Annotated in this window: 23 protein-coding genes and 1 pseudogene; 8 read left to right on the forward strand and 16 right to left on the reverse strand. The window is 72.2% G+C overall.

Translation table 11 applies throughout. The annotated features are described in order from the left end of the window. Nucleotides 1-21 precede the first annotated feature (21 nt). The 5 genes from BI06_RS18950 to BI06_RS18970 all read right to left on the reverse strand — a co-directional run bounded on the left by BI06_RS18950 (nucleotide 22) and on the right by BI06_RS18970 (nucleotide 4,114). Nucleotides 22-444, reverse strand: coding sequence for a hypothetical protein (locus BI06_RS18950; protein WP_043469315.1), 423 nt, complete (start codon nucleotides 442-444; stop codon nucleotides 22-24). Between the two features lie 71 nt (nucleotides 445-515). Next, a complete protein-coding gene (locus tag BI06_RS18955) occupies nucleotides 516-2,477 on the reverse strand; it encodes a ParB N-terminal domain-containing protein (protein WP_199523305.1) in 1,962 nt (653 codons plus the stop codon). 98 nt (nucleotides 2,478-2,575) lie between these two features. Then, on the reverse strand, nucleotides 2,576-3,037 hold the full coding sequence (locus tag BI06_RS18960) for a DUF6197 family protein (RefSeq protein WP_043469316.1): 462 nt from the start codon (nucleotides 3,035-3,037) through the stop codon (nucleotides 2,576-2,578). A 17-nt stretch (nucleotides 3,038-3,054) separates the two neighbouring features. Next, complete coding sequence (locus tag BI06_RS18965) at nucleotides 3,055-3,291, reverse strand: hypothetical protein (protein ID WP_149030400.1); 237 nt, start codon at nucleotides 3,289-3,291, stop codon at nucleotides 3,055-3,057. Nucleotides 3,292-3,367: 76 nt separating this feature from the next. Continuing rightward, nucleotides 3,368-4,114: a DUF2786 domain-containing protein gene (locus BI06_RS18970; RefSeq protein WP_051741247.1), complete on the reverse strand. Its 747-nt coding sequence runs from the start codon at nucleotides 4,112-4,114 to the stop codon at nucleotides 3,368-3,370. Nucleotides 4,115-4,675: 561 nt separating this feature from the next. Between BI06_RS18970 and BI06_RS18975 the strand changes: the two genes are divergently transcribed. Both BI06_RS18975 and BI06_RS53660 read left to right on the forward strand, forming a co-directional pair. Beyond that, on the forward strand, nucleotides 4,676-5,089 hold the full coding sequence (locus tag BI06_RS18975) for a hypothetical protein (RefSeq protein ID WP_158516441.1): 414 nt from the start codon (nucleotides 4,676-4,678) through the stop codon (nucleotides 5,087-5,089). A 286-nt stretch (nucleotides 5,090-5,375) separates the two neighbouring features. Beyond that, nucleotides 5,376-5,711 carry an HNH endonuclease gene (locus tag BI06_RS53660; protein WP_233290191.1) on the forward strand — a complete coding sequence of 112 codons (336 nt, stop codon included), beginning with the start codon at nucleotides 5,376-5,378 and terminating at the stop codon, nucleotides 5,709-5,711. 52 nt (nucleotides 5,712-5,763) lie between these two features. Here the strand turns inward: BI06_RS53660 and BI06_RS18985 are convergent, their stop codons facing one another. Next, a complete protein-coding gene (locus tag BI06_RS18985; protein ID WP_043469325.1) occupies nucleotides 5,764-6,309 on the reverse strand; it encodes a hypothetical protein in 546 nt (181 codons plus the stop codon). Nucleotides 6,310-6,439: 130 nt separating this feature from the next. Between BI06_RS18985 and BI06_RS18990 the strand changes: the two genes are divergently transcribed. After that, nucleotides 6,440-6,826, forward strand: a complete 387-nt coding sequence (locus tag BI06_RS18990; RefSeq protein WP_055731133.1) for a hypothetical protein — start codon at nucleotides 6,440-6,442, stop codon at nucleotides 6,824-6,826. A 141-nt stretch (nucleotides 6,827-6,967) separates the two neighbouring features. Here BI06_RS18990 and BI06_RS52450 read toward each other — a convergent pair whose 3' ends face one another. The 4 genes and pseudogenes from BI06_RS52450 to mca all read right to left on the reverse strand — a co-directional run bounded on the left by BI06_RS52450 (nucleotide 6,968) and on the right by mca (nucleotide 8,522). Further along, nucleotides 6,968-7,117, reverse strand: coding sequence for a hypothetical protein (locus tag BI06_RS52450; RefSeq protein ID WP_199523306.1), 150 nt, complete (start codon nucleotides 7,115-7,117; stop codon nucleotides 6,968-6,970). Nucleotides 7,118-7,174: 57 nt separating this feature from the next. Further along, a pseudogene (locus BI06_RS46500) lies at nucleotides 7,175-7,333 on the reverse strand (DUF255 domain-containing protein); the annotation flags it as partial. 42 nt (nucleotides 7,334-7,375) lie between these two features. Continuing rightward, entirely contained in the window at nucleotides 7,376-7,567 is a 192-nt protein-coding gene (locus tag BI06_RS18995) for a hypothetical protein (protein ID WP_030307612.1), read from the reverse strand. A 49-nt stretch (nucleotides 7,568-7,616) separates the two neighbouring features. Further along, nucleotides 7,617-8,522 (reverse strand): mycothiol conjugate amidase Mca, encoded by a 906-nt coding sequence (gene mca, locus BI06_RS19000; RefSeq protein ID WP_051741248.1) that lies wholly within the window; start codon nucleotides 8,520-8,522, stop codon nucleotides 7,617-7,619. A 237-nt stretch (nucleotides 8,523-8,759) separates the two neighbouring features. Between mca and BI06_RS19005 the strand changes: the two genes are divergently transcribed. Next, nucleotides 8,760-9,170: a DUF4307 domain-containing protein gene (locus BI06_RS19005; protein WP_030397060.1), complete on the forward strand. Its 411-nt coding sequence runs from the start codon at nucleotides 8,760-8,762 to the stop codon at nucleotides 9,168-9,170. Between the two features lie 361 nt (nucleotides 9,171-9,531). After that, nucleotides 9,532-10,032, forward strand: a complete 501-nt coding sequence (gene greA, locus BI06_RS19010; RefSeq protein ID WP_030397059.1) for a transcription elongation factor GreA — start codon at nucleotides 9,532-9,534, stop codon at nucleotides 10,030-10,032. A 111-nt stretch (nucleotides 10,033-10,143) separates the two neighbouring features. On the opposite strand, the gene BI06_RS19015 is transcribed toward greA, so the two are convergent. The 3 genes from BI06_RS19015 to ilvA form a co-directional block, all read right to left on the reverse strand. Next, nucleotides 10,144-11,001 carry an ABC transporter permease gene (locus BI06_RS19015; RefSeq protein ID WP_030397058.1) on the reverse strand — a complete coding sequence of 286 codons (858 nt, stop codon included), beginning with the start codon at nucleotides 10,999-11,001 and terminating at the stop codon, nucleotides 10,144-10,146. A gap of 1 nt (nucleotide 11,002) precedes the next feature. After that, nucleotides 11,003-12,028 (reverse strand): daunorubicin resistance protein DrrA family ABC transporter ATP-binding protein, encoded by a 1,026-nt coding sequence (locus BI06_RS19020; protein WP_030397057.1) that lies wholly within the window; start codon nucleotides 12,026-12,028, stop codon nucleotides 11,003-11,005. Between the two features lie 183 nt (nucleotides 12,029-12,211). Next, nucleotides 12,212-13,423, reverse strand: coding sequence for a threonine ammonia-lyase (ilvA, locus tag BI06_RS19025; protein ID WP_030397056.1), 1,212 nt, complete (start codon nucleotides 13,421-13,423; stop codon nucleotides 12,212-12,214). Nucleotides 13,424-13,545: 122 nt separating this feature from the next. Between ilvA and BI06_RS19030 the strand changes: the two genes are divergently transcribed. Continuing rightward, nucleotides 13,546-14,025 (forward strand): MarR family winged helix-turn-helix transcriptional regulator, encoded by a 480-nt coding sequence (locus tag BI06_RS19030; RefSeq protein ID WP_030397055.1) that lies wholly within the window; start codon nucleotides 13,546-13,548, stop codon nucleotides 14,023-14,025. Between the two features lie 13 nt (nucleotides 14,026-14,038). Here the strand turns inward: BI06_RS19030 and BI06_RS19035 are convergent, their stop codons facing one another. Then, a complete protein-coding gene (locus tag BI06_RS19035) occupies nucleotides 14,039-15,196 on the reverse strand; it encodes a cystathionine gamma-synthase (protein ID WP_030397054.1) in 1,158 nt (385 codons plus the stop codon). A 142-nt stretch (nucleotides 15,197-15,338) separates the two neighbouring features. Here BI06_RS19035 and msrA point away from each other — a divergent pair, with 142 nt between their 5' ends. Further along, entirely contained in the window at nucleotides 15,339-16,010 is a 672-nt protein-coding gene (gene msrA, locus BI06_RS19040; protein ID WP_030397053.1) for a peptide-methionine (S)-S-oxide reductase MsrA, read from the forward strand. A gap of 120 nt (nucleotides 16,011-16,130) precedes the next feature. After that, on the forward strand, nucleotides 16,131-16,499 hold the full coding sequence (locus tag BI06_RS19045) for a cupin domain-containing protein (RefSeq protein WP_043469330.1): 369 nt from the start codon (nucleotides 16,131-16,133) through the stop codon (nucleotides 16,497-16,499). 33 nt (nucleotides 16,500-16,532) lie between these two features. Here the strand turns inward: BI06_RS19045 and BI06_RS19050 are convergent, their stop codons facing one another. Further along, nucleotides 16,533-17,048 carry a DUF1203 domain-containing protein gene (locus tag BI06_RS19050; RefSeq protein WP_043469332.1) on the reverse strand — a complete coding sequence of 172 codons (516 nt, stop codon included), beginning with the start codon at nucleotides 17,046-17,048 and terminating at the stop codon, nucleotides 16,533-16,535. A 128-nt stretch (nucleotides 17,049-17,176) separates the two neighbouring features. Next, nucleotides 17,177-17,756 (reverse strand): hypothetical protein (locus tag BI06_RS19055; protein WP_199523307.1); only part of this gene is annotated, 580 nt, incomplete at its 5' end.

Here is a 17,756-nt window from a genome sequence, read left to right on the forward strand (position 1 = left end):
CTCCCCCTCCGACATCATTAATTAAACCATGTTTTGGGGGGTGAGGCAAACATCCCGGCCGGGGATGTCGAGTGCGGCGCGGTCGCGCAGGAAGGCGGCGAACAGGGCGGCGGTGTAGCTGTCGGCGGTGCCGTAGGTGCGGCGGCTGTCCAGGGCCCCGATGCGCTCGCCGTGGTGGCGGACGGGGAACGGCTGGCCGGGCTCGGGGATCACGAGCGCGTACAGTCCGCGCGGGGTGTCCACGCGCAGGACGACGGCGGCGGCCTCGCGGTCGTAGGCGGCCGACCAGCGGGCGGACCCGATGCCGAACTCCGCGAGTCCGGACGCGATGGCGCGGGCCTGCATGAGGTCGGCGGCAACGCTGTTGTTGGGCTCGGCGGGGGCGGCGGCGTATCCGCAGCAGTGGTCGTCGGCGTGGGTCTCGGAGAGGGCGGTGCGGGTCACGGTGGGGCTCCTGGAGGGGCGGCCGGGGGCGGGGCGGGTTCCCGCCCCCGGCGTCGGATCGGTGGGGAGGATCAGGCGGTTTCGGTGTCGGCCGTCGGCTCGGTGTCCGGCTCCGTGCCCTCCGGCTCATCGGCCGTCGGCTCCTCGGTGTCCGGCTCGGCCTCGCCCTCCGGCTCCGTGCCTTCCGGCTCCTCGGCCGCCTGCTCGGCGTCCGGCTCGGCCTCGCCCTCCGGGTTCTCGTCGGCCTGCTCCGGCCGGGCGTCGTGGGCGGCCTGCTCGTCCTCGCCTTCACCTTCGACCGGCTCGGCCTCCGACTCCTCGTCGCCCTGCTCGTCGCCCTGCTCGGCCTCCGGGTCGCCTCCGCCGAGCAGGGAGGCGCTGGGCTCCTCCTTCGCCGGGTCGTACGGCTTCCCGTCCACCACGGACCGCTCGATGAGCGTCAGCGGGTACCCGAGGGACTCCAGCACCCGGAACCATGCCGCCGTGGGCTTGCGGGTCCACGGAGCGTGCTGACTGTCGGTCCGCCACGCCGACCGGTTCGCGCACTTCTCGCGGACGGCGGCGATGGCCGCGAACTGGAGCTGGGGGGCCTTCCTGGGGTCCTTGGCGGCGTACTCGGCGAACGCGCTGCGGTCCGTGGCCTGCTGGGCACTCAGACCCAGGAAGTCAGCCAGGATCTCGGTGGTGGGCTCCTTGTTCAGGTCGTCGCAGATCCCCCAAGTGCCGCTGAGGAGAGCTTCGTTGACGTGGCGGATCAGCGCGAGGGTGCTGGCCTTCGGGAGGTTGCGCGACTTGGTCAGGTCCGCGAGCCACTTCCGGCGGATCACCTCGGCGGCGTCCCAGTCGATATTGCCCGCCTTGACGGCGGCGCGGGCGGCGCGCTCGGCCTCGACCTCGGCGGCGGTGGCGGCGCTGTTGGTCCCGCTGCTCTTGGCGTTCTCGGGCGCGATGTGGCCGTACAGACTGGGGGCGGAGCAGTAGGGCTCGTACCGGTCGCCGCGCCGGTCGTCGAACACCCACACCTGCCCCTTGCACGTGGCGTGCTCCTCGACCTTGACACCGCGCAGCTCCGAGACGGCCGTGGCTCGCTCGGCCAGCTCCTCGATGTCGCGGATCTTCTGTCCGGCGGCTTCCAGCTCCGCGCGGTGGGCCGCAGCCTTGGCCGCCTTGTCTCGCTTGACCCGCTCGACCTCGATGGCCCACTGGACCTTGGCCTCGTCCGCACCCTTGGCGGCGGCGGCCTTGGTGATCGCGGCGAGCGCCTCCGGGTTGTCGGCGAACTCGGAGAGGGCTGCCATGTTCTCGAACGTCCACGTGTAGCCGCTCGCGGCGCTGATGGCGGCGTTGAGCGTCTCGTCGTTGCGGACCTTGACGAGAGTGCGCACGTCCTTCTGCCGGACCCCCGCCGCCTTGGCGATGCGGCCGACCTGCGCGCCCGCCTCGGCGGCGCTGAACATGGCCTGGTTCATCTCCTTCGTCGTCAGGCCCTTGCGCTGCTCGGAGGTGGTGATCATGTCGAGGAACTGCCCGGCGGCGTCGCGGTCGTCGTCCTCCCACTCGTACGGCACGTGGGTGAGGCCCGCGTCCGTCGCACCGTAGAACCGCCGGTTCCCGTCGTTGACCTGGAGGACCCCGCCCTCAAGCCGCTGGATCTTGACGGGGATGCGGCAGCCCTCGACGCGGAAGGACTCCACGAACCGCGCGTTGATGTCCAGGTCCTCGCGGGCGTTCTCCGGGTGCGGGGTGAGGGCGTCGATCCGGATCACCGGGCGGGACGTGAACGGCAGCTCCTCCAGCCCTGCGTCGACGGCGGCGGCCAGACGCTGGAACCCGTCGATGATCTGGGGCACCCCGCCGTGGGTGTCCACGATGTACAGCGGCTCCTGGACGCCGTTGACCTTCACGTCGGCCAGCAGATCGGCCGGGGGCTCGACGGAGCGGAGGTTGCCGGGGTGCGTGAGGAGTTCCGCGACGCTGATGGTCGGCCACGGGGCGGGAGCGGTCTGGAGGCCGGCTTCGGTCTTGGTGGTCATCGTCGTACTGCCTTCTGGTGAGAGGTTCCGCCGGGGCCGGTCGGCCCCGGCGGCGGTGTCGGTCGGGGGTGTTGCCCTCCCCCTTCCGACATCATTAATTAAACCATGTTCTGGAGGGTGGGGCAACCGGGGACGGTGTGATCGGCGTCACTCCGGTAGAGGGCTGCGGTAGAGCGGATCAGGGCGGCGGCCTCGGCGGTGGTCCGCCCAGGGGTGTCGGTCCAGCACCACAACAGGGTGCGCCGGTAGGCGTCTTCGGTGAGCCCCAGCTTGCGCCACCGGACGGGCGACACGGGGCGGCCGTGGGCCTGGTTGCTGAGCACCACCAGGGAGTCGAACAGGGACCGCTGGAAGACCTCCCACACCTCGCCGCGCTGAGACCAGCGGGGCCGGGCTGCGCGCACGCCGCGCCCCCATGCGTGCAGGAGGTTGCACGGGGCGTTGTTGCCCATCCGTCCGGGCTGCCAGAGGTGGTCACCCTGGTAGAGGCCGACGCGCTCGATGTGGTCGGCGGCGGCGGTGAGGATGCGGGCGGGGGTGGCGCGGTGCTTGCGGGGCATGACTCTCTCCTGGGTGGTCAAGATGCCTTGCTCTCAACGGACTTGGCGGCAATGGCGCAGTCGGTGCAGTGGCAGGGGACGCGCCATTGGTGCCCGGCCGGGCTGGCGCTGGCGAAAGCGCGGGCGGCGCTCTCGCTGATCCGGCCGGTGCCCGGGACCTTCGGGGCGGCGGCGTTCCACGCCTGGGGGACGCTGTAGACCTGGAAGTAGTGGCGGCCATCCTGGTCGGTCTTGGCGAACCTGATCCAGTCCATGTACACGCGGGGCTCCTCGAAGCGCGTGGAGGTGGGGCCGGGGCGGCGGGCCGCCGCCCCGGCGGTGGTGCGTGGATCAGGCGATGAGCGCTCCGGCGGACGCGGCTCCGATGCGGCGGGTTCCGCCGATGTCGGCGCGGTTGCCTGCGGCGATGCCGTCGCCGTACCCGGTGCCACTGAAAGAGCTGCTCTGCTTGCGGACGGTGGGATGGGCCGCCTGGAACGCGGCCCGGACCATGCCGCCTCGGGCTGCCAGCACGAGTTCGCCGCTGCGGCCGGTGGCGGACGTCTCCCCGCTGGCGGCGGCTCGGGCGGCCTCCTCGATGGCCGCGAGCCGCTCGGTGACGCGCACGATGAACCCGAGCTGCCAGGAGTTGCGCCACGCCTTCGGGCTGCGCACGCCGTACGGCACGGCCTGCCGATTGAGACCGTTGAGCATCTGGAGCTGGAGCGAGGTGTAGAGGATCTCTGCGCGCTGGACATCGGACTCGTAGCCAACCACGTGGACGCGGCGGGTGCCGTTGCCCTGCTGGCCCATGAGGATGGACTTGCAGCCGACAGCTTCCGCAATGTGGTACATGAGGCGGACGCGGGACATGGACCAGGGGTTGGGGAGGTCGAAGTTCTTGTCCGTGACCCCGTCCCGTGACGGCTGCCCGTCGCTCAGCAGTGCCTCGTCCACGCCGTACTTCGCCATCATCTCCATCGCGCGGGCGCGGTAGAGCTCGGCCTCCGCCTCGGAGGCGGCGGAGTTCTCGGCCTTGGCGAGCAGCGCCTTGATGGTGGCCAGCTTGGGGTTCACGTCCGCCTGGGGGGTCGCCACAGTTCTTCTCCTGGTGAGAGTGGGTGCCGGGGGCCGGTCAGCCCTCCGGAGGCCGGCGGGGTGTTGCCCTCCCCTTCCGACATCACTAATTAAACCATGTTCTAGGGGTCTGGTCAAGCCAGAGAACCGCCCTGACCTGCCCTTTTCTCACCACACCGACCCGCACCCGCCCGGCCGGGCCCGGCCACAACGGGCCCCGGGCGGGGTTCCCTCCTCGGTCGGACAGCTCCTGCCGTTTCAGGGTTCCGGGTGGGGTGTCCAGGCTCGCGCAGCGACCGCGAAGCGGCTTGGCCTGGGCACCCTGCCCGGGTTCCTGGTACGCCCTCCGGGTGGCCGACCGAGGAGGGAGCCCCGCCCCCACAACCCCAACCACCACCAAGCCGCACCCAACCGACCCGCCCCCACCCCCTCCGAGAGAGGACCCGCCGGAGGCACAAAAACCTGGAAGTTCCTTCCTGGTACCGGGATTTGAGGTATCCGCGGGCTCGTGCTTACGGTGCGCGCGATGAGCACGGATCTGGCTGAGATGGGGAACGGGTGAGTACGACTTCGGTGGCAACGGTGAGTGCGGCGGAACTGCGGCGGAGGGTTCGAGCCGTGGAAGAAGTCCAGGCGCGGACGCGGGAGTTGGCTGCGTCGAACGTCCTGGCCGCGCGGGAGGCCGCGGTGACGGCGGCGAAGGCGAAGGAGGACGCCGAGGTCGCGGCGCGGGAGGCCGCCGCTGCTGTCCTTCGGCTGTTCAACAACGATGCCGAGTTGGTCGCGCAGCTGCTCGGTGTCACGGCGGAGGAGCTGGAACGCGAGGCGAAGCCTGTTACCGCTGCCCGCGCGAAGGAGGTGATCGAGGGGTTGCGCGCCCGTGCGGAGCGCCCGCGCCCGGTCCGCCGAGCCAGGAAGGCCGGCGCCGCTGCCACGGGACCTTCTGCGTCCGCTCCGGACTCCGTGCCGGAGGGCGGCCTGGTCGATGCCGGCTGAGAGCGGCAGCCTCGGGCCCGGACTCTTCCCGCGCTCTGCGGTGAGGGGGTCCGGGCCTGCTCGCGTTGACGAGCAGCTCTCTCTCCTCGGTGACCCAACGCCCGTGCGAATAGCGGCGGTTGAGTGGGCTGGCTGGCTGGCCGACGAGTCTGTTCAGGCCCGGTACTGGGCGAAGGTCTACCGGGCCCCGTCAACGGGGTGCTGGTTCTTCACCGGTGGGATTTCCAGCACCGGGCATGCCACCTTCCGGGCCACCTCGCGGCCTGGCCGGACTCGTCGCGGCACGGTGCCCGGGCACCTGTACGGGTACCAGCTCGCGCACGGCGTCATCCCGCGGCTGGGATGGGGCACCGACCTGACCGTCTGCCACACCTGCGACAACCACTCCTGCCAGCAGCCGGCGCACCTGCGGCTGGGCACAGCGGCAGAGAACCGGGCCGAGTGGGTGGCCCGGCGGCGCGACCCGGGGAGTCCGCTGGCGGATCTTCGGGGCCCGGCCGGACGCTCCCGTGCGATCGGCGCCGCGATCCGCGCCGGCCTGGTCGGTGGCGAGTCCGGAGTGGAGATCGCCGCCCGGGTCGAAGCGGTGATCGCGGAAGGGCGCCCGCTGAGCCTCTGGTGACCACCGCGTCCCCCTGACCGCCGGGCCGATCGGCCCGGCTCGGTGGACTGGGCTACGGCTCGTCGGCCAAGGCGGCTTCACGGCGGTTCAGTGCCTCGGTGAGAAGCCGCTCCCCCTCATGCAGGTGCTCAAGAGCCTGCTGCACCAGATCGTCGTCCTTGATGCCCTCGGGCAGCGCGCGGAGCCTGATCGTGTCGCCGACCGCGTCCAGCAGACGGACCGCTGCCGCAGCGAACCCCTCCTCCCGAGAGCCGTCATCGGTGATCACCACAGTGGCATCCGGGGCGGTGAAGTCGAGGGCGAGTACGCCCAGATGACTGTCGGCCCGACCGAGGTGGCCGAGGGCAGTGAGGGCATGGTCCTCCTGAACGGGCCAGCTCGCGGGATGGGTCACGGCGGCAGCCTCCACCGCCGTGTCCAAGTCGATGGAGCGGAAGAGGTTGTAGGAAGCTGCTTCGGTGCTCCGGCGTAGGTGGGCAGCCAGGGCCGCGATCCGCAGTGCTTCGTCGTCGTGCTCCAAAGCTGCCGGCACCGGCAAGCCGAGCGCCGCCAAGGCGGCACGCAGCTGCTCCTCGGTTGGCATCAGGGTCTCATACACGCAGGCATTGTCCCGCAACACCGCTGCTACCGATGGCGGTTGATGCTCAGCCGACTGGAGCTACGGGGCACAGAGCTGGGTATCCGGCCGAACCCGAGTGTCCCACTGTTGAGTTACGGTCAGCAGGACGGTGTTGATCGTTCCCGAGGAGTCCTTCGTGCCCGAAGCCCATCCCGATCACGTCGGTCTCCCGGCGCTCCACGGTGCCGAGGTCTCGGTCTTCCGCGGGCGGTGGGGGCTTTACGTCATCGCGCCGGGGCCCGAAGCCGTGGTCGGGCCGGTCGATCTTGGCCCTGCGGACGCCTTCGTCACGCCCTCGCCCGACGACCCCGGTCGCTACATGATCGACCTCGAAGGCGAGGAAGTGCCGGTGCTGCCCCGGGAGGCTGCTGTGCAGCAGTTGGAGCAGCACGGCTTCGTGATCGCGAACGAGGCGCGCGACGACAGCAAGACCGATCACGGCTGGACTCAGGTTGCCTCCGCGCTGTGGACTGCTCCGTGCCGCCCCACCTCTTGATCTTGGCAGTGGGCACCCGGCGGGCTGGCTGAGCCGGGCCCGCCGATCAGCTTCACGGTTACGGACAGTGCCGTGGGAGAGAACCCGTCGGCCTCTCCCACGGCACTGTCGTGCGAGCCGCGGGCTGCGGCTCCGCGCCCCCTACTCCTCAGCGGCGACAGCGGGCGCGCTGTCCTCCAAGCGCCGGCGGATGATCTCGTACTTCTCGGGCCCCCACTCGGGCGACGCGGCCAGTTCGGCCTCCACCCAAGCGTCTATACTCCTGCCCAGTTCCTCATCGTACGTGTCCATGCGACTACCCCCTGACAACGCCCCAGGTCAGGACTACCTGGTTGTGTTAAGTCATTGGCACCAGTGGCAGGCGGCGTACCCGACGCTCAGCAGTACCGGTACGCCACGGCGCTCCGCCTCGGCGAAGGCCTCCGGCCCCCACGGCCACCAGTCGACCGGGTTGTCGGCGTGCTGCTGCAGGTACGGCGAGGTGGCGTCGGCGAGGCGGTTCGGCATGCCCCCATCCTTGCGCATCGGCGCCCGGGAGGGGGCCGGACCTCACTCCTTCGGGGCCTCCGGCTCCTCGGCGAAGTCGACCTTCTTGAACTGGCGGTTCATCGACTTGGCCAGGAACCAGGTGGCCACGCCGAGGGCGGCGAAGACGACGAAGCCCAGCAGGCCGGGGGTGACCTTGGCGTCGTCGACGGCGAGCTCGGCGGCGAGGTGGGTGAGGTTCACGGGGGCACTCATATCTCTATGGTGGCCCGGCTCACGGGGAGCCGGGCCGTCGGGGGGTGCTTCAGTCCCGCGTGTCGGCCGACTCGGCCGTCAGGCTGGGGGTACGCAGACCGGCGAACAGGTCGTCCTCCGGCAGGTCCACGTCGACCAGGGTACGGGCGAGCTCGTAGTCCTCTGTGGGCCACACCTCGCGCTGGACCTCCAGCGGGACGCGGAACCACGGGCCGTCCGGGTCGATCTGGGTGGCGTGCGCGATCAGCGCGCGGTCCCGGGTCTCGAACCAGTCGTCGCAGCGGACCCGGGTGGTGATCTCGCGCTCCTTGCGGCCGCTCTTCTCCCAGCCGGCGATCCACTCGCCGTAGGGCGACTCGTGGCCGTTCTCGCTGAGGTACTTGTGCAGGGCGCGGATCCGGCCCATCGGGAAGCCGTGGTTGTAGTAGAGCTTCAGCGGCTGCCAGGGCTCGCCGGCCTCGGGGTAGGCGTCGGGGTCCCCGGCGGCGTCGAAGGCCGCCATGGTGATCTTGTGGGTCATGATGTGGTCGGGGTGCGGGTAGCCGCCGTTCTCGTCGTAGGTCGTGATGACCTGCGGCTTGAACTCCCGGATCAGGCGGACCAGGGGTTCGGCCGCCTCCTTGACGTCCTGGAGGCCGAAGCAGCCCTCAGGCAGCGGGGGCAGCGGGTCGCCCTCGGGCAGGCCCGAGTCCACGAAGCCCAGCCATGCCTGCTTGACCCCGAGGATCGCGCGGGCCTCGTCCATCTCCTTGCGCCGTACCTCGTGGATGTTCTCCTCGATCTCCGGCTTGCCCTGCAGCTTCGGGTTGAGGACCGAACCGCGTTCCCCCCCGGTGCAGGTGGCCACCAGCACGTCCACCCCCTGGTCGACGTACATGGCCATGGTCGCCGCGCCCTTGCTGGACTCGTCGTCCGGGTGTGCGTGCACCGCCATCAGTCGCAACTGCTCACTCAACGCGTGCGTTCCTTCCACAAAGTCCGGGCGTCCGGCGCTATCCGGTCTGCCCACCGTCCGAGCCGCTCTCGGGGCCGCGTCACGCGGGAGCGGCCGCCGCGCACGGCGCGACACGGCCGAGCCCCGCCCCCGCCGGACCGGCCGCGGGCGTGCCCCTCCTATAGTGACGGACTGGAGGAGCCCCGCATTCCCCCGCACCACCCGCGCGGCCTCCTCCTCACGAGAGGACTGAGCCCCATGAGTGCTGGCACCCGGACCCCGCGGCTCCCCGAGGGGCGCTACGGGCGGCGCGGCGACCGCGAGACCGACCGCCGGCTCAAGGTGATCGGCGCGGTCTGCGGGGTGCTGCTGCTGGGCCTGATCGCCTGGCTGGGCGGCTCGTACCTGATCCGGGAGACCCGGATCAACGGCACCGTGCCGACCTTCCAGGCGGTCTCGGACAGCGAGCTCCAGCTGCACCTGGCGGTGCGCAAGACCGAGGGCACGGCCGGCAGCTGCACCGTCCGCTCGCAGGGCGAGGACGGCGCGGTGGTCGGCGTCGCCGACTTCCCCGTTCCCGCGTCGGGCACCGGCTACGACGCGGTGGTCAGTCTGCGGACCACCGCCCGGGGCACCACGGCCGAGCTGCTGGGCTGTACGCCCGCCTAGCCCTCCGGGTGACGGAACGCGCCGGGGGCAAGGCCGACCCGCCCGGGATTCCGGTCCCGCCCGCCCCGGGAATCCGGTGGCGGCCGGCCCGGTGGTCGGCGCATATTCGTCCGGACGGGCGGGCATCCGTAGGGGAGTCCCGCCCACCGGTCCTGTACACCCCGGCGCAACGCCACCGTCAATGACGCGCCAACGACCCTCCCGATTGTCGGCAGGAGTTGTTAGGCTCGTGGTTTCGCCCCTTCCGCACCAGCTGGTACGGGAGCGGGCGTTGCTTTGTAGTTAAGACCGTTATCAGCATCCACCTACGCGCTGACGACTCACACCCTCAGCACAGCCCCAGCACCTACGAGGAGCACCCGTGACCCAGACCAGCGAGAACGTGACCTGGCTCACTCAGTCCGGCTACGACCAGCTCAAGGCCGAACTGGATCACCTGACCGGCCCGTGGCGGATCGAGATCGCGCAGAAGATCGAGGCCGCGCGTGAGGAGGGTGACCTCAAGGAGAACGCCGGCTACCACGCGGCCAAGGAGGAGCAGGGCAAGTACGAGCTGCGGATCCGCCAGCTCACCCAGCTCCTGGAGCGCGCCAAGGTCGGCGAGGCCCCGGCCGACTCGGGCGTGGTGGCGCCGGGCATGGTCGTCACGGTCGCCTTCGACGGCGACGTGGACGACACCATGAAGTTCCTGCTGGGCTCGCGCGAGGTGGCCGGCGACGACGACCTGGAGATCTACTCGCCGCAGTCCCCGCTGGGCCGCGCCATCGACGCCAAGACCATCGGCGACGAGGCCACGTACGAGCTGCCGAACGGCAAGCGGGCCATGGTCAAGATCATCGAGGTCAAGCCCTACACCGGCTGATCCTCGCTCCGCCGGACCGGCGGACGGGCGAAAAGGGCGACCGTGGCACCTGCCACGGCCGCCCTTCGCGCATCCGTACCGGGCCCGGCCCGCGCTCGGCCCGCGCCCCGCTCAGCCCGCGGCCGAGCGGTACTTGCGCACCGAGAGCCAGGAGAACACCGCGATGATCGCCAGCGACCAGAGCACCGACATCAGCTCCGCGTGCTGCATCGGCCAGACGTCGTCCACCGGCCCGACCTGGTTGCCGAAGAGGTTGCGGCAGGCCTGCACGGTGGCGCTGAACGGGTTCCAGTAGGCGATCCCCTGCAGCCAGCCCGGCATCGAGCTGACCGGCACGAAGGCGTTGGAGATGAAGGTCAGCGGGAACAGCCAGATCAGCCCGGCCGAGGTGGCCGCCTCCGGACTGCGCACCGAGAGGCCGATCAGCGCCCCGATCCAGGAGAACGCGTAGCCGAGCAGGAGCAGCAGCCCGAACGCGCCCAGCGCGGACCAGAACCCGTGGTGGATCCGCCAGCCGACCAGCAGCGCGACCACCGCGAGCACCACCAGGGTGAAGGCGGTCTGGCAGAGGTCGGCCAGGGTGCGGCCGACCAGCACCGACGAGCGGGTCATCGGCAGCGAGCGGAACCGGTCCACCAGCCCCTTGGACATGTCCTCGGCGATGCCGGCCGAGGCCCCGGCCACCGCGAAGGTGACGGTCTGGGCGAAGATGCCGGCCATCAGGAACTGGATGTACGTCGAGGAGCTGGACTCCGTCCCGGGGATCTGGATCGCGCCGCCCATGACGTACGAGAACAGCAGCACGAACATCACCGGCTGCATCAGCCCGAACACCACGATCTCGGGGATCCGGGTCATCCGGCGCAGGTTCCGCTTGGCGACCACCCAGGAGTCGTGCAGTACGGCGGCCACGCCCCGGCGCTGCTTGGGCACCGCCCCGCCGATGGCGTGCTCGGTGGCACTGGTCATGTCACCGCTCCTTCCCGGCCGGGACGGCCCGCTCGTCCGTGCCGGAATCGCCGGAGCGGCCCTTGCCGCCGCCCTCCTCCTGGTCGGCCTCGGTGTGGTGGCCGGTGAGCGAGAGGAAGACGTCGTCCAGGGTCGGCCGGCGCAGGCCGATGTCGTCGATCTCGATCGAACGGGCGTCCAGCTCGCGGATCACGTCCGCGAGCACCCGGGCGCCGCCGCTGACCGGGACGGTGATCCGGCGGGTGTTCTTCTCCAGCGCCGGCTCGCCCAGCGCGTAGCCGGACAGCGCGGCCACCGCCTCGGCGACCAGGTCGGCCCGGTGCACCACGACCTCGATCCGCTCGCCGCCGATCTGCGCCTTGAGCTGGTCGGCGGTGCCGCGGGCGATCACCCGGCCGTGGTCGACCACGGCGATGTCGTGGGCGAGGCGGTCGGCCTCCTCCAGGTACTGGGTGGTGAGCAGCAACGTGGTGCCCTGCTCGACGAGGGTCTCGATGACCTCCCACAGGGCGAGCCGGTTGCGGGGGTCGAGACCGGTGGTGGGCTCGTCCAGGAACATCACCGGCGGCCGGACCACCAGGGCGGCGGCCAGGTCGAGGCGCCGGCGCATACCGCCGGAGTAGGTCTTGGCGATGCGGTCCTTGGCCTCGGTGAGGTTGAACCACTCCAGCAGTTCGAGCGCCCTGGCCTTCGCCGCGCGGACCGGCATCTGGTAGAGCTCGCCGACCATCTGGAGGTTCTCGAAGCCGGTGAGGTACTCGTCGACCGCGGCGTACTGGCCGGAGAGGCCGATCAGGCTGCGGACCCGGTTCGGGTGCTTGAGGACGTCGACGCCGGCCACCGTGGCACGGCCGGAGTCGGGCTGGAGCAGGGTGGTGAGGACGCGCACGGTGGTGGTCTTGCCGGCGCCGTTCGGGCCGAGCAGCCCGAGCACCGTGCCCTCGGGGACGTCGAGGCTGACGCCGTCCAGGGCTCGTACGTCGCCGAAGGTCTTCACCAGGTTCTCGGCTTGGATGGCTGGCGCCATGGGCCTGCCTCATCTCCTCGGGGAGGGACGGAAGGGCGGGGACGACTGCGCGGGACAACATGTGGTCTGTCCCACTCTGCCCCCATTCCCGGTGGGCCAGCGACTCCGGAGCCCCCCCCGGCCCCGTGCGGAGGCCCGTGCGGAGGCCCCTGCGCGGTCCCCGTACTCCCCGTACGGAGATCCCTACGCGGAGACCACGAACCCCGCGTCCCGCAGCTCGCCGAGCACCGCCGCGCAGTGCTCCGGCCCCTTGGTCTCCAGGTGCAGGTCCACCTCCACCTCGGTCAGCCCCAGCCGGGGATCGACCCGCACGTGCGCCACGTCCAGCACATTGGCGTCGACCCGGGTCAGCACCGCGAGCAGCCCCGCCAGCGCGCCCGGGCGGTCCGCCAGCCGCACCCGCAGCGAGAGGTACCGGCCGGCGGCCGCCAGGCCGTGCCGCAGCACCCGCTGCATCAGCTGCGGATCGATGTTGCCGCCGGAGAGCACCGCCACCACCGGCCCCTCGAAGGAGTCCGGCTGCTCCAGCAGCGCCGCGATCGGCGCCGCCCCGGCCGGCTCCACCACCAGCTTCAACCGCTCGAGACCGAGCAGCAGGGCCCGCGACAGCGAGTCCTCCGACACCGTGCGGACCCCGTCCGCCAAGGTGTTGACGAGCTCGAACGGCACGTCCCCGGGCCGTCCCACCATGATCCCGTCGGCCATGGTGGCGAACCGCTCCAGCGACACCGGACGCCCCGCCGCCAGCGAGGGCGGGTACGCGGCGGCGCCCGCCGCCTGCACCCCCACCACCCGGACGTCCGGCCGCAGCGGTTTGACCGCCGCCGCGATCCCGGCCAGCAGTCCGCCGCCGCCCACCCCGACCAGCACGGTCCGCACCTCGGGGCACTGCTCCAGGATCTCCAGCCCGACCGTGGCCTGCCCGATCACGATGTCCCGGTGGTCGAACGGGTGGATGAACACCGACCCGCTCGCCTCCGCGTACCGCTGGGCGGCCTGCAGCGCCTCGTCCACGGTCGTCCCGTGCAGCCGCACCTCGGCGCCGTACTCCCGGGTCGCCGCGACCTTGGGCAGCGGCGCGGCCAGCGGCATGAAGACGGTGGAGCGCACCCCGAGCAGCGAGGCCGCCAGCGCCACCCCCTGGGCGTGGTTGCCGGCGCTGGCCGCCACCACGCCGCCCGCCCGCTGCACCGGCGAGAGGCCCGCGATCCGGACGTACGCCCCGCGCAGTTTGAACGAGCCGGTGCGCTGGAGGTTCTCGCACTTCAGGTGGACCGGAGCGCCGACCAGCGCGGAGAGGTGGCGGCTGCCCTCCATCGGCGTCGTCCGGGCCACCCCGGCGAGCATCTTCTGGGCGCCGCGGACATCGTCGAGGGTGATCGGCCAGCTGTGCATGACAGCAGCCTAGGTGCCTCCGGTGCCTCGCCCGGGGACGTCGGCCCTGTTCCCGGGCCCGCCCGGCCCGCGTACGCTGCTGCTTCTGAGCCTCTCTCACCGCATGATGATCGTGAGCCGCGATGACGACGACCTCGCCCCTGGCCTCCGACCTCACCGACCCCGTGCACACGCAACTCCAGTACCAGCTGGCGGTGTTCGCCCGCAGAATGGAACAGGTCCGCGGATCCGACGGAGTGGCCGCCCTGGTCCGGGCCGCCTACCTGCTGCTGGAGCGGCTGGAGCGCCTCGGCCCCGCCAACGTCAAGGCCCTGGCCGACGCGCTGGGGGTGGACTCCTCCACCGTCACCCGGCAGGTCGCCCCGCTGGTCGCGGCCGGCCTGGTCGGCCGGGTGCAGGACCCGGCCGACCGGCGTGCCGTCCGGCTCGCCCTGACCCCGCTCGGCGCCGATCGGCTGGCCGAAGTCCGGGCGGGGCGGACGGAGTTGACGCGTCAGCTGGTCGCCGACTGGCCGCCCGAGGAGCAGCAGGTGTTCTGCGCCCTGCTGGCCCGCTTCAACCACTCGATGGAGTCGTACTCGGCGGGCCGGCAGGGCGCCTGAGAAGCGGAGGGCGCTACTTGCCCAGCGCCTGCTGGAGGTCGGCCAGCAGGTCGTCGATCGACTCGATGCCGACGGAGACCCGCACCAGGTCGGCCGGGACCTCCAGCGCCGAACCGGCCACCGAGGCGTGGGTCATCCGGCCCGGGTGCTCGATCAGCGACTCCACGCCGCCCAGCGACTCACCGAGGGTGAACAGCTCGGCCCGGTTGCAGACCTCGACCGCCGCCTCCTCGCCGCCGTTCACCCGGAACGACACCATGCCGCCGAAGGCCTTCATCTGCTTGGCGGCGATGTCGTGGCCGGGGTGCTCGGGCAGGCCCGGGTACAGCACCTGGCTGACCTTGGGGTGGCCGGCCAGCAGCTCGGCGACCTTCTCGGCGTTCGAGCTGTGCCGGTCCATCCGGACGCCCAGGGTCTTGATGCCGCGCAGCACCAGCCAGGCGTCGAACGGGCCGGAGACCGCGCCCATCGCGTTCTGGTGGTAGGCGACCTCCTCGGCCAGCCCGGCCTCGGCGATCACCAGGGCGCCGCCGACCACGTCGGAGTGGCCGCCCATGTACTTGGTGGTCGAGTGCACGACCACGTCGGCGCCCAGCGCGATCGGCTGCTGCAGGTACGGGCTGGCGAAGGTGTTGTCGACGACCAGCAGCGCGCCGGCGCCGTGCGCGATCTCGGCCAGCGCGGCCAGGTCGGTGATGCCCAGCAGCGGGTTGGACGGGGTCTCCACCCAGACCGCGCGCGTGTTGGGGCGCAGGGCCTCGCGGACCGTGGACAGGTCCTGGGTGTTGGCCACGGAGAACTCGACGCCCCAGCGGGTCAGCACCTTGGCGAAGAGCCGGAAGGTGCCGCCGTAGGCGTCGTTGGGGATCACGATGTGGTCGCCCGGCTTGAGGATCGTGCGCAGGAGCGTGTCCTCGGCCGCCAGGCCGGAGGCGAAGGCGAGGCCGCGGGAGCCGCCCTCCAGCGCCGCGAGGCACTCCTCCAGCGCGGTGCGGGTCGGGTTGGCGCTGCGGCTGTACTCGTAGCCGCCCCGCAGGCCGCCCACCCCGTCCTGCTTGTAGGTGGACACCTGGTAGATCGGCGTGACGACGGCCCCGGTCTGGGGGTCTGCTTCCTGACCCGCGTGGATGGCGAGGGTCTCGAAGCCCTGGGGAAGCTGGTGCTCGGTCATGCTCCGAGCGTAGTCGGCGAACGCCGGGCCGCCGCCCGGAAGGCGTCCGGAAGGCTCCCGGCCGCCGGGGACCGTCCGGAATCACCGGGCTGGCGACGGCGTTGGAACGTCCGCAACCCCTGTCGAACCGTTGGAGCAGGCCGTGCTGTTCAATCGCCACAAGACCTCGCTCGTCCCCGCCGACCAGGCTCTGCCCGGCCGGGCCGCCCCCGACTTCACGCCGGCCGAGCCGCACACCGTCCTCGGCCACCCGCTGACCGGCCCGTATCCCGACGGGTTCGAGGTCGCGGACTTCGGTCTCGGCTGCTTCTGGGGCGCCGAGCGGACGTTCTGGCGGCTGCCCGGCGTCTGGACGACGCTGGTCGGCTACCAGGGCGGCCACACCCCGAACCCGACGTACGAGGAGGTGTGCAGCGGCCTGACCGGGCACACCGAGGCGGTGCGGGTGGTCTTCGACCCGGCGGTGATCTCCTACGAGCGGCTGCTGAAGACCTTCTGGGAGGCGCACGACCCGACCCAGGGCAACCGCCAGGGCAACGACGTGGGCACCCAGTACCGCTCCGCGGTCTACACCCACTCCCCCGCCCAGGCGGCCAGCGCGACCGCGACCCGGGACGCCTTCCAGCCGGCGCTGACGGCGCTCGGCCTCGGCCCGATCACCACCGAGATCGCCCCGGCCGGCCCGTTCTTCCCGGCCGAGCCGTACCACCAGCAGTACCTGTCGGACGCCAAGAACCCGAACGGCTACTGCGGTCTGGGCGGCACCGGCGCCAGCTGCCCGATCGGCGTGGCCAGGACGGGCGCCCAGGGCTGAGCCGCCGGGGGTTCCGCCCCGCGCCCGGCGGGCGCAGACTGGAGGGACCAGGAGGGCGGCCGCACCACCCGCCCCGGTGGCGCGGCCGCTCCTGTCCCTTGGAGACCCGAGGAGCACCCCATGGCCGGTCTCATCCGCAGGAACTTCGACACCGATCCCGAGGAGGTCCGCCCGTTCGAGGCGGACACCGGCGAGCTGCGCCTGGTCCACCTGGACGCCGGGGGCGTCGGGCGGGCGGTGTTCCGGCCCGGCTGGCAGTGGTCCCGGCACGTCAAGCCGATCGCGAAGACGGACAGCTGCCAGGCCGCGCACGTCGGCTACATGATCTCGGGGCGGCTGAAGATCGTCATGGACGACGGCGAGGAGAGCGAGTTCGGCCCCGGCGACTTCATGGTCTGCCCGCCCGGCCACGACGCCTGGGTGGTCGGCGACGAGCCGGCGGTCGTCCTGGACTGGCAGGGCTACGGGGACTACGCCAAGCGCTCGTGAGCCCCCGGCCGGCGGCCCCCCGCACGTGCGCGGTCAACCCCGCCGGACCTCGTGCATGAAGCACCCGAACTCCACCGCCCGGACGTGCACCACGGCCACCTCCGGGTCGGCCAGCAGTACCGCCGCGCCCGCCTCGGCGGCCTCCGGTTGCACCACGACGCCGCCGAGGATGTGCCCGCGCCGGTCGTAGGCGCGCAGCACCCGCTGCCCGCCGTGGAAGCCCTCCGGCCAGCCCTCCCCGGTCGCCGGGCCCTCGCACGGGCCGTCGTGCACGAACACCGGGCCGAGTTCCTCGTACGGGCCGGGCTCGGCCCCGGTCTCGGCGGCCCAGCGCCGCAGCGGCGCGTAGCTCAGCAGGGCGATCCGCTCCCCGGCCCCGGCCCGGGCCAGGCAGCAGCGCAGCGGGGCGCCGCCGGTCGCGTCGACCGAGCGGACCGGCGGGCGGCCGGCGTCGTCGCGCACCAGCAGGGAGCGGTGCACGGCCGGGTCGATGGCCCGGACGGTCAGGACGGACGGGGCGGGCGGAGCGGGAGGAGTGGTGGTCGTCATGCCCCCACCCTCCCGCCGCCGCCCCCGGGAGTCCGGCGGTTTTCGGCCCTCGCGTTCGACCGCGGGTCCGTCGGCTCCGTCCGCAGTCCGCAGCCCGCCGTCCGCCGTCCGCTCCCGGCCGTCAGCCGTCAGCCCGCGGCCGGTGCGCCCGCGGCGGCCCAGGGGTCGGACCGGCGCGGGGCGATCAGGTCCGCGAGCCGCGTCCCGTCGGCGGCCCAGGCCGCGACGGAGGGGGAGGCGTCGGGCCCGTTCGGTCCCGAGGAGGAGCGGGCGGCGCCCGGAACCACCGCGTAGTAGGCGGTCCAGCCGTTCATCTCCGTGGTGGCGACCAGGTCGGCGACCACCTGGACTCCGTTGAGCTCGACCAGGATCCGGGCCGGCGTCGGGCCCAGGTACAGGCCGGTCACCACGGTCCGCTCGCCGTCCCCGAGGCTCTGCGCGCCGATGGTGGGCCGGCTGTGGTCGAGGTTGTCGCTGGTGGCGTCGCGGCAGCCGAACGGCTGCTCCCACGTGCCGGTGGCCTGCTCCCACTTCTCGACGCAGGACTGCGTCGCGGTGACGCTCATCCGGTAGCCGTCGGCGATCGTGAGCTGCTTGCCGGGCTCCACCAGCCGGACCGGCGAGTCCGGCTGCGCCCCCGCCCCCGTGGCGACCGGCACCGCCGACGCGGGGGCCGCGCCGGGCAACACCGCGGCCGTCGTCGTGACC

Source organism: Kitasatospora sp. MBT66, from assembly GCF_000710405.2.
GTDB lineage: Bacteria > Actinomycetota > Actinomycetes > Streptomycetales > Streptomycetaceae > Kitasatospora > Kitasatospora purpeofusca.

Coding starts and splice junctions, on each gene's coding strand:
- BI06_RS18955 (WP_199523305.1), bottom strand. CDS start 2,477: ATGACCACCAAGACCGAAGCCGGCCTCCAGACCGCTCCCGCCCCGTGG.
- BI06_RS19005 (WP_030397060.1), top strand. CDS start 8,760: ATGAGTGCTGGCACCCGGACCCCGCGGCTCCCCGAGGGGCGCTACGGG.
- BI06_RS19020 (WP_030397057.1), bottom strand. CDS start 12,028: ATGGCGCCAGCCATCCAAGCCGAGAACCTGGTGAAGACCTTCGGCGAC.
- BI06_RS52450 (WP_199523306.1), bottom strand. CDS start 7,117: ATGGACACGTACGATGAGGAACTGGGCAGGAGTATAGACGCTTGGGTG.
- BI06_RS19015 (WP_030397058.1), bottom strand. CDS start 11,001: ATGACCAGTGCCACCGAGCACGCCATCGGCGGGGCGGTGCCCAAGCAG.
- BI06_RS19045 (WP_043469330.1), top strand. CDS start 16,131: ATGGCCGGTCTCATCCGCAGGAACTTCGACACCGATCCCGAGGAGGTC.
- BI06_RS18995 (WP_030307612.1), bottom strand. CDS start 7,567: ATGAGTGCCCCCGTGAACCTCACCCACCTCGCCGCCGAGCTCGCCGTC.
- BI06_RS19035 (WP_030397054.1), bottom strand. CDS start 15,196: ATGACCGAGCACCAGCTTCCCCAGGGCTTCGAGACCCTCGCCATCCAC.
- BI06_RS18960 (WP_043469316.1), bottom strand. CDS start 3,037: ATGCCCCGCAAGCACCGCGCCACCCCCGCCCGCATCCTCACCGCCGCC.
- BI06_RS19050 (WP_043469332.1), bottom strand. CDS start 17,048: ATGACGACCACCACTCCTCCCGCTCCGCCCGCCCCGTCCGTCCTGACC.
- BI06_RS19030 (WP_030397055.1), top strand. CDS start 13,546: ATGACGACGACCTCGCCCCTGGCCTCCGACCTCACCGACCCCGTGCAC.
- ilvA (WP_030397056.1), bottom strand. CDS start 13,423: ATGCACAGCTGGCCGATCACCCTCGACGATGTCCGCGGCGCCCAGAAG.
- BI06_RS18965 (WP_149030400.1), bottom strand. CDS start 3,291: ATGGACTGGATCAGGTTCGCCAAGACCGACCAGGATGGCCGCCACTAC.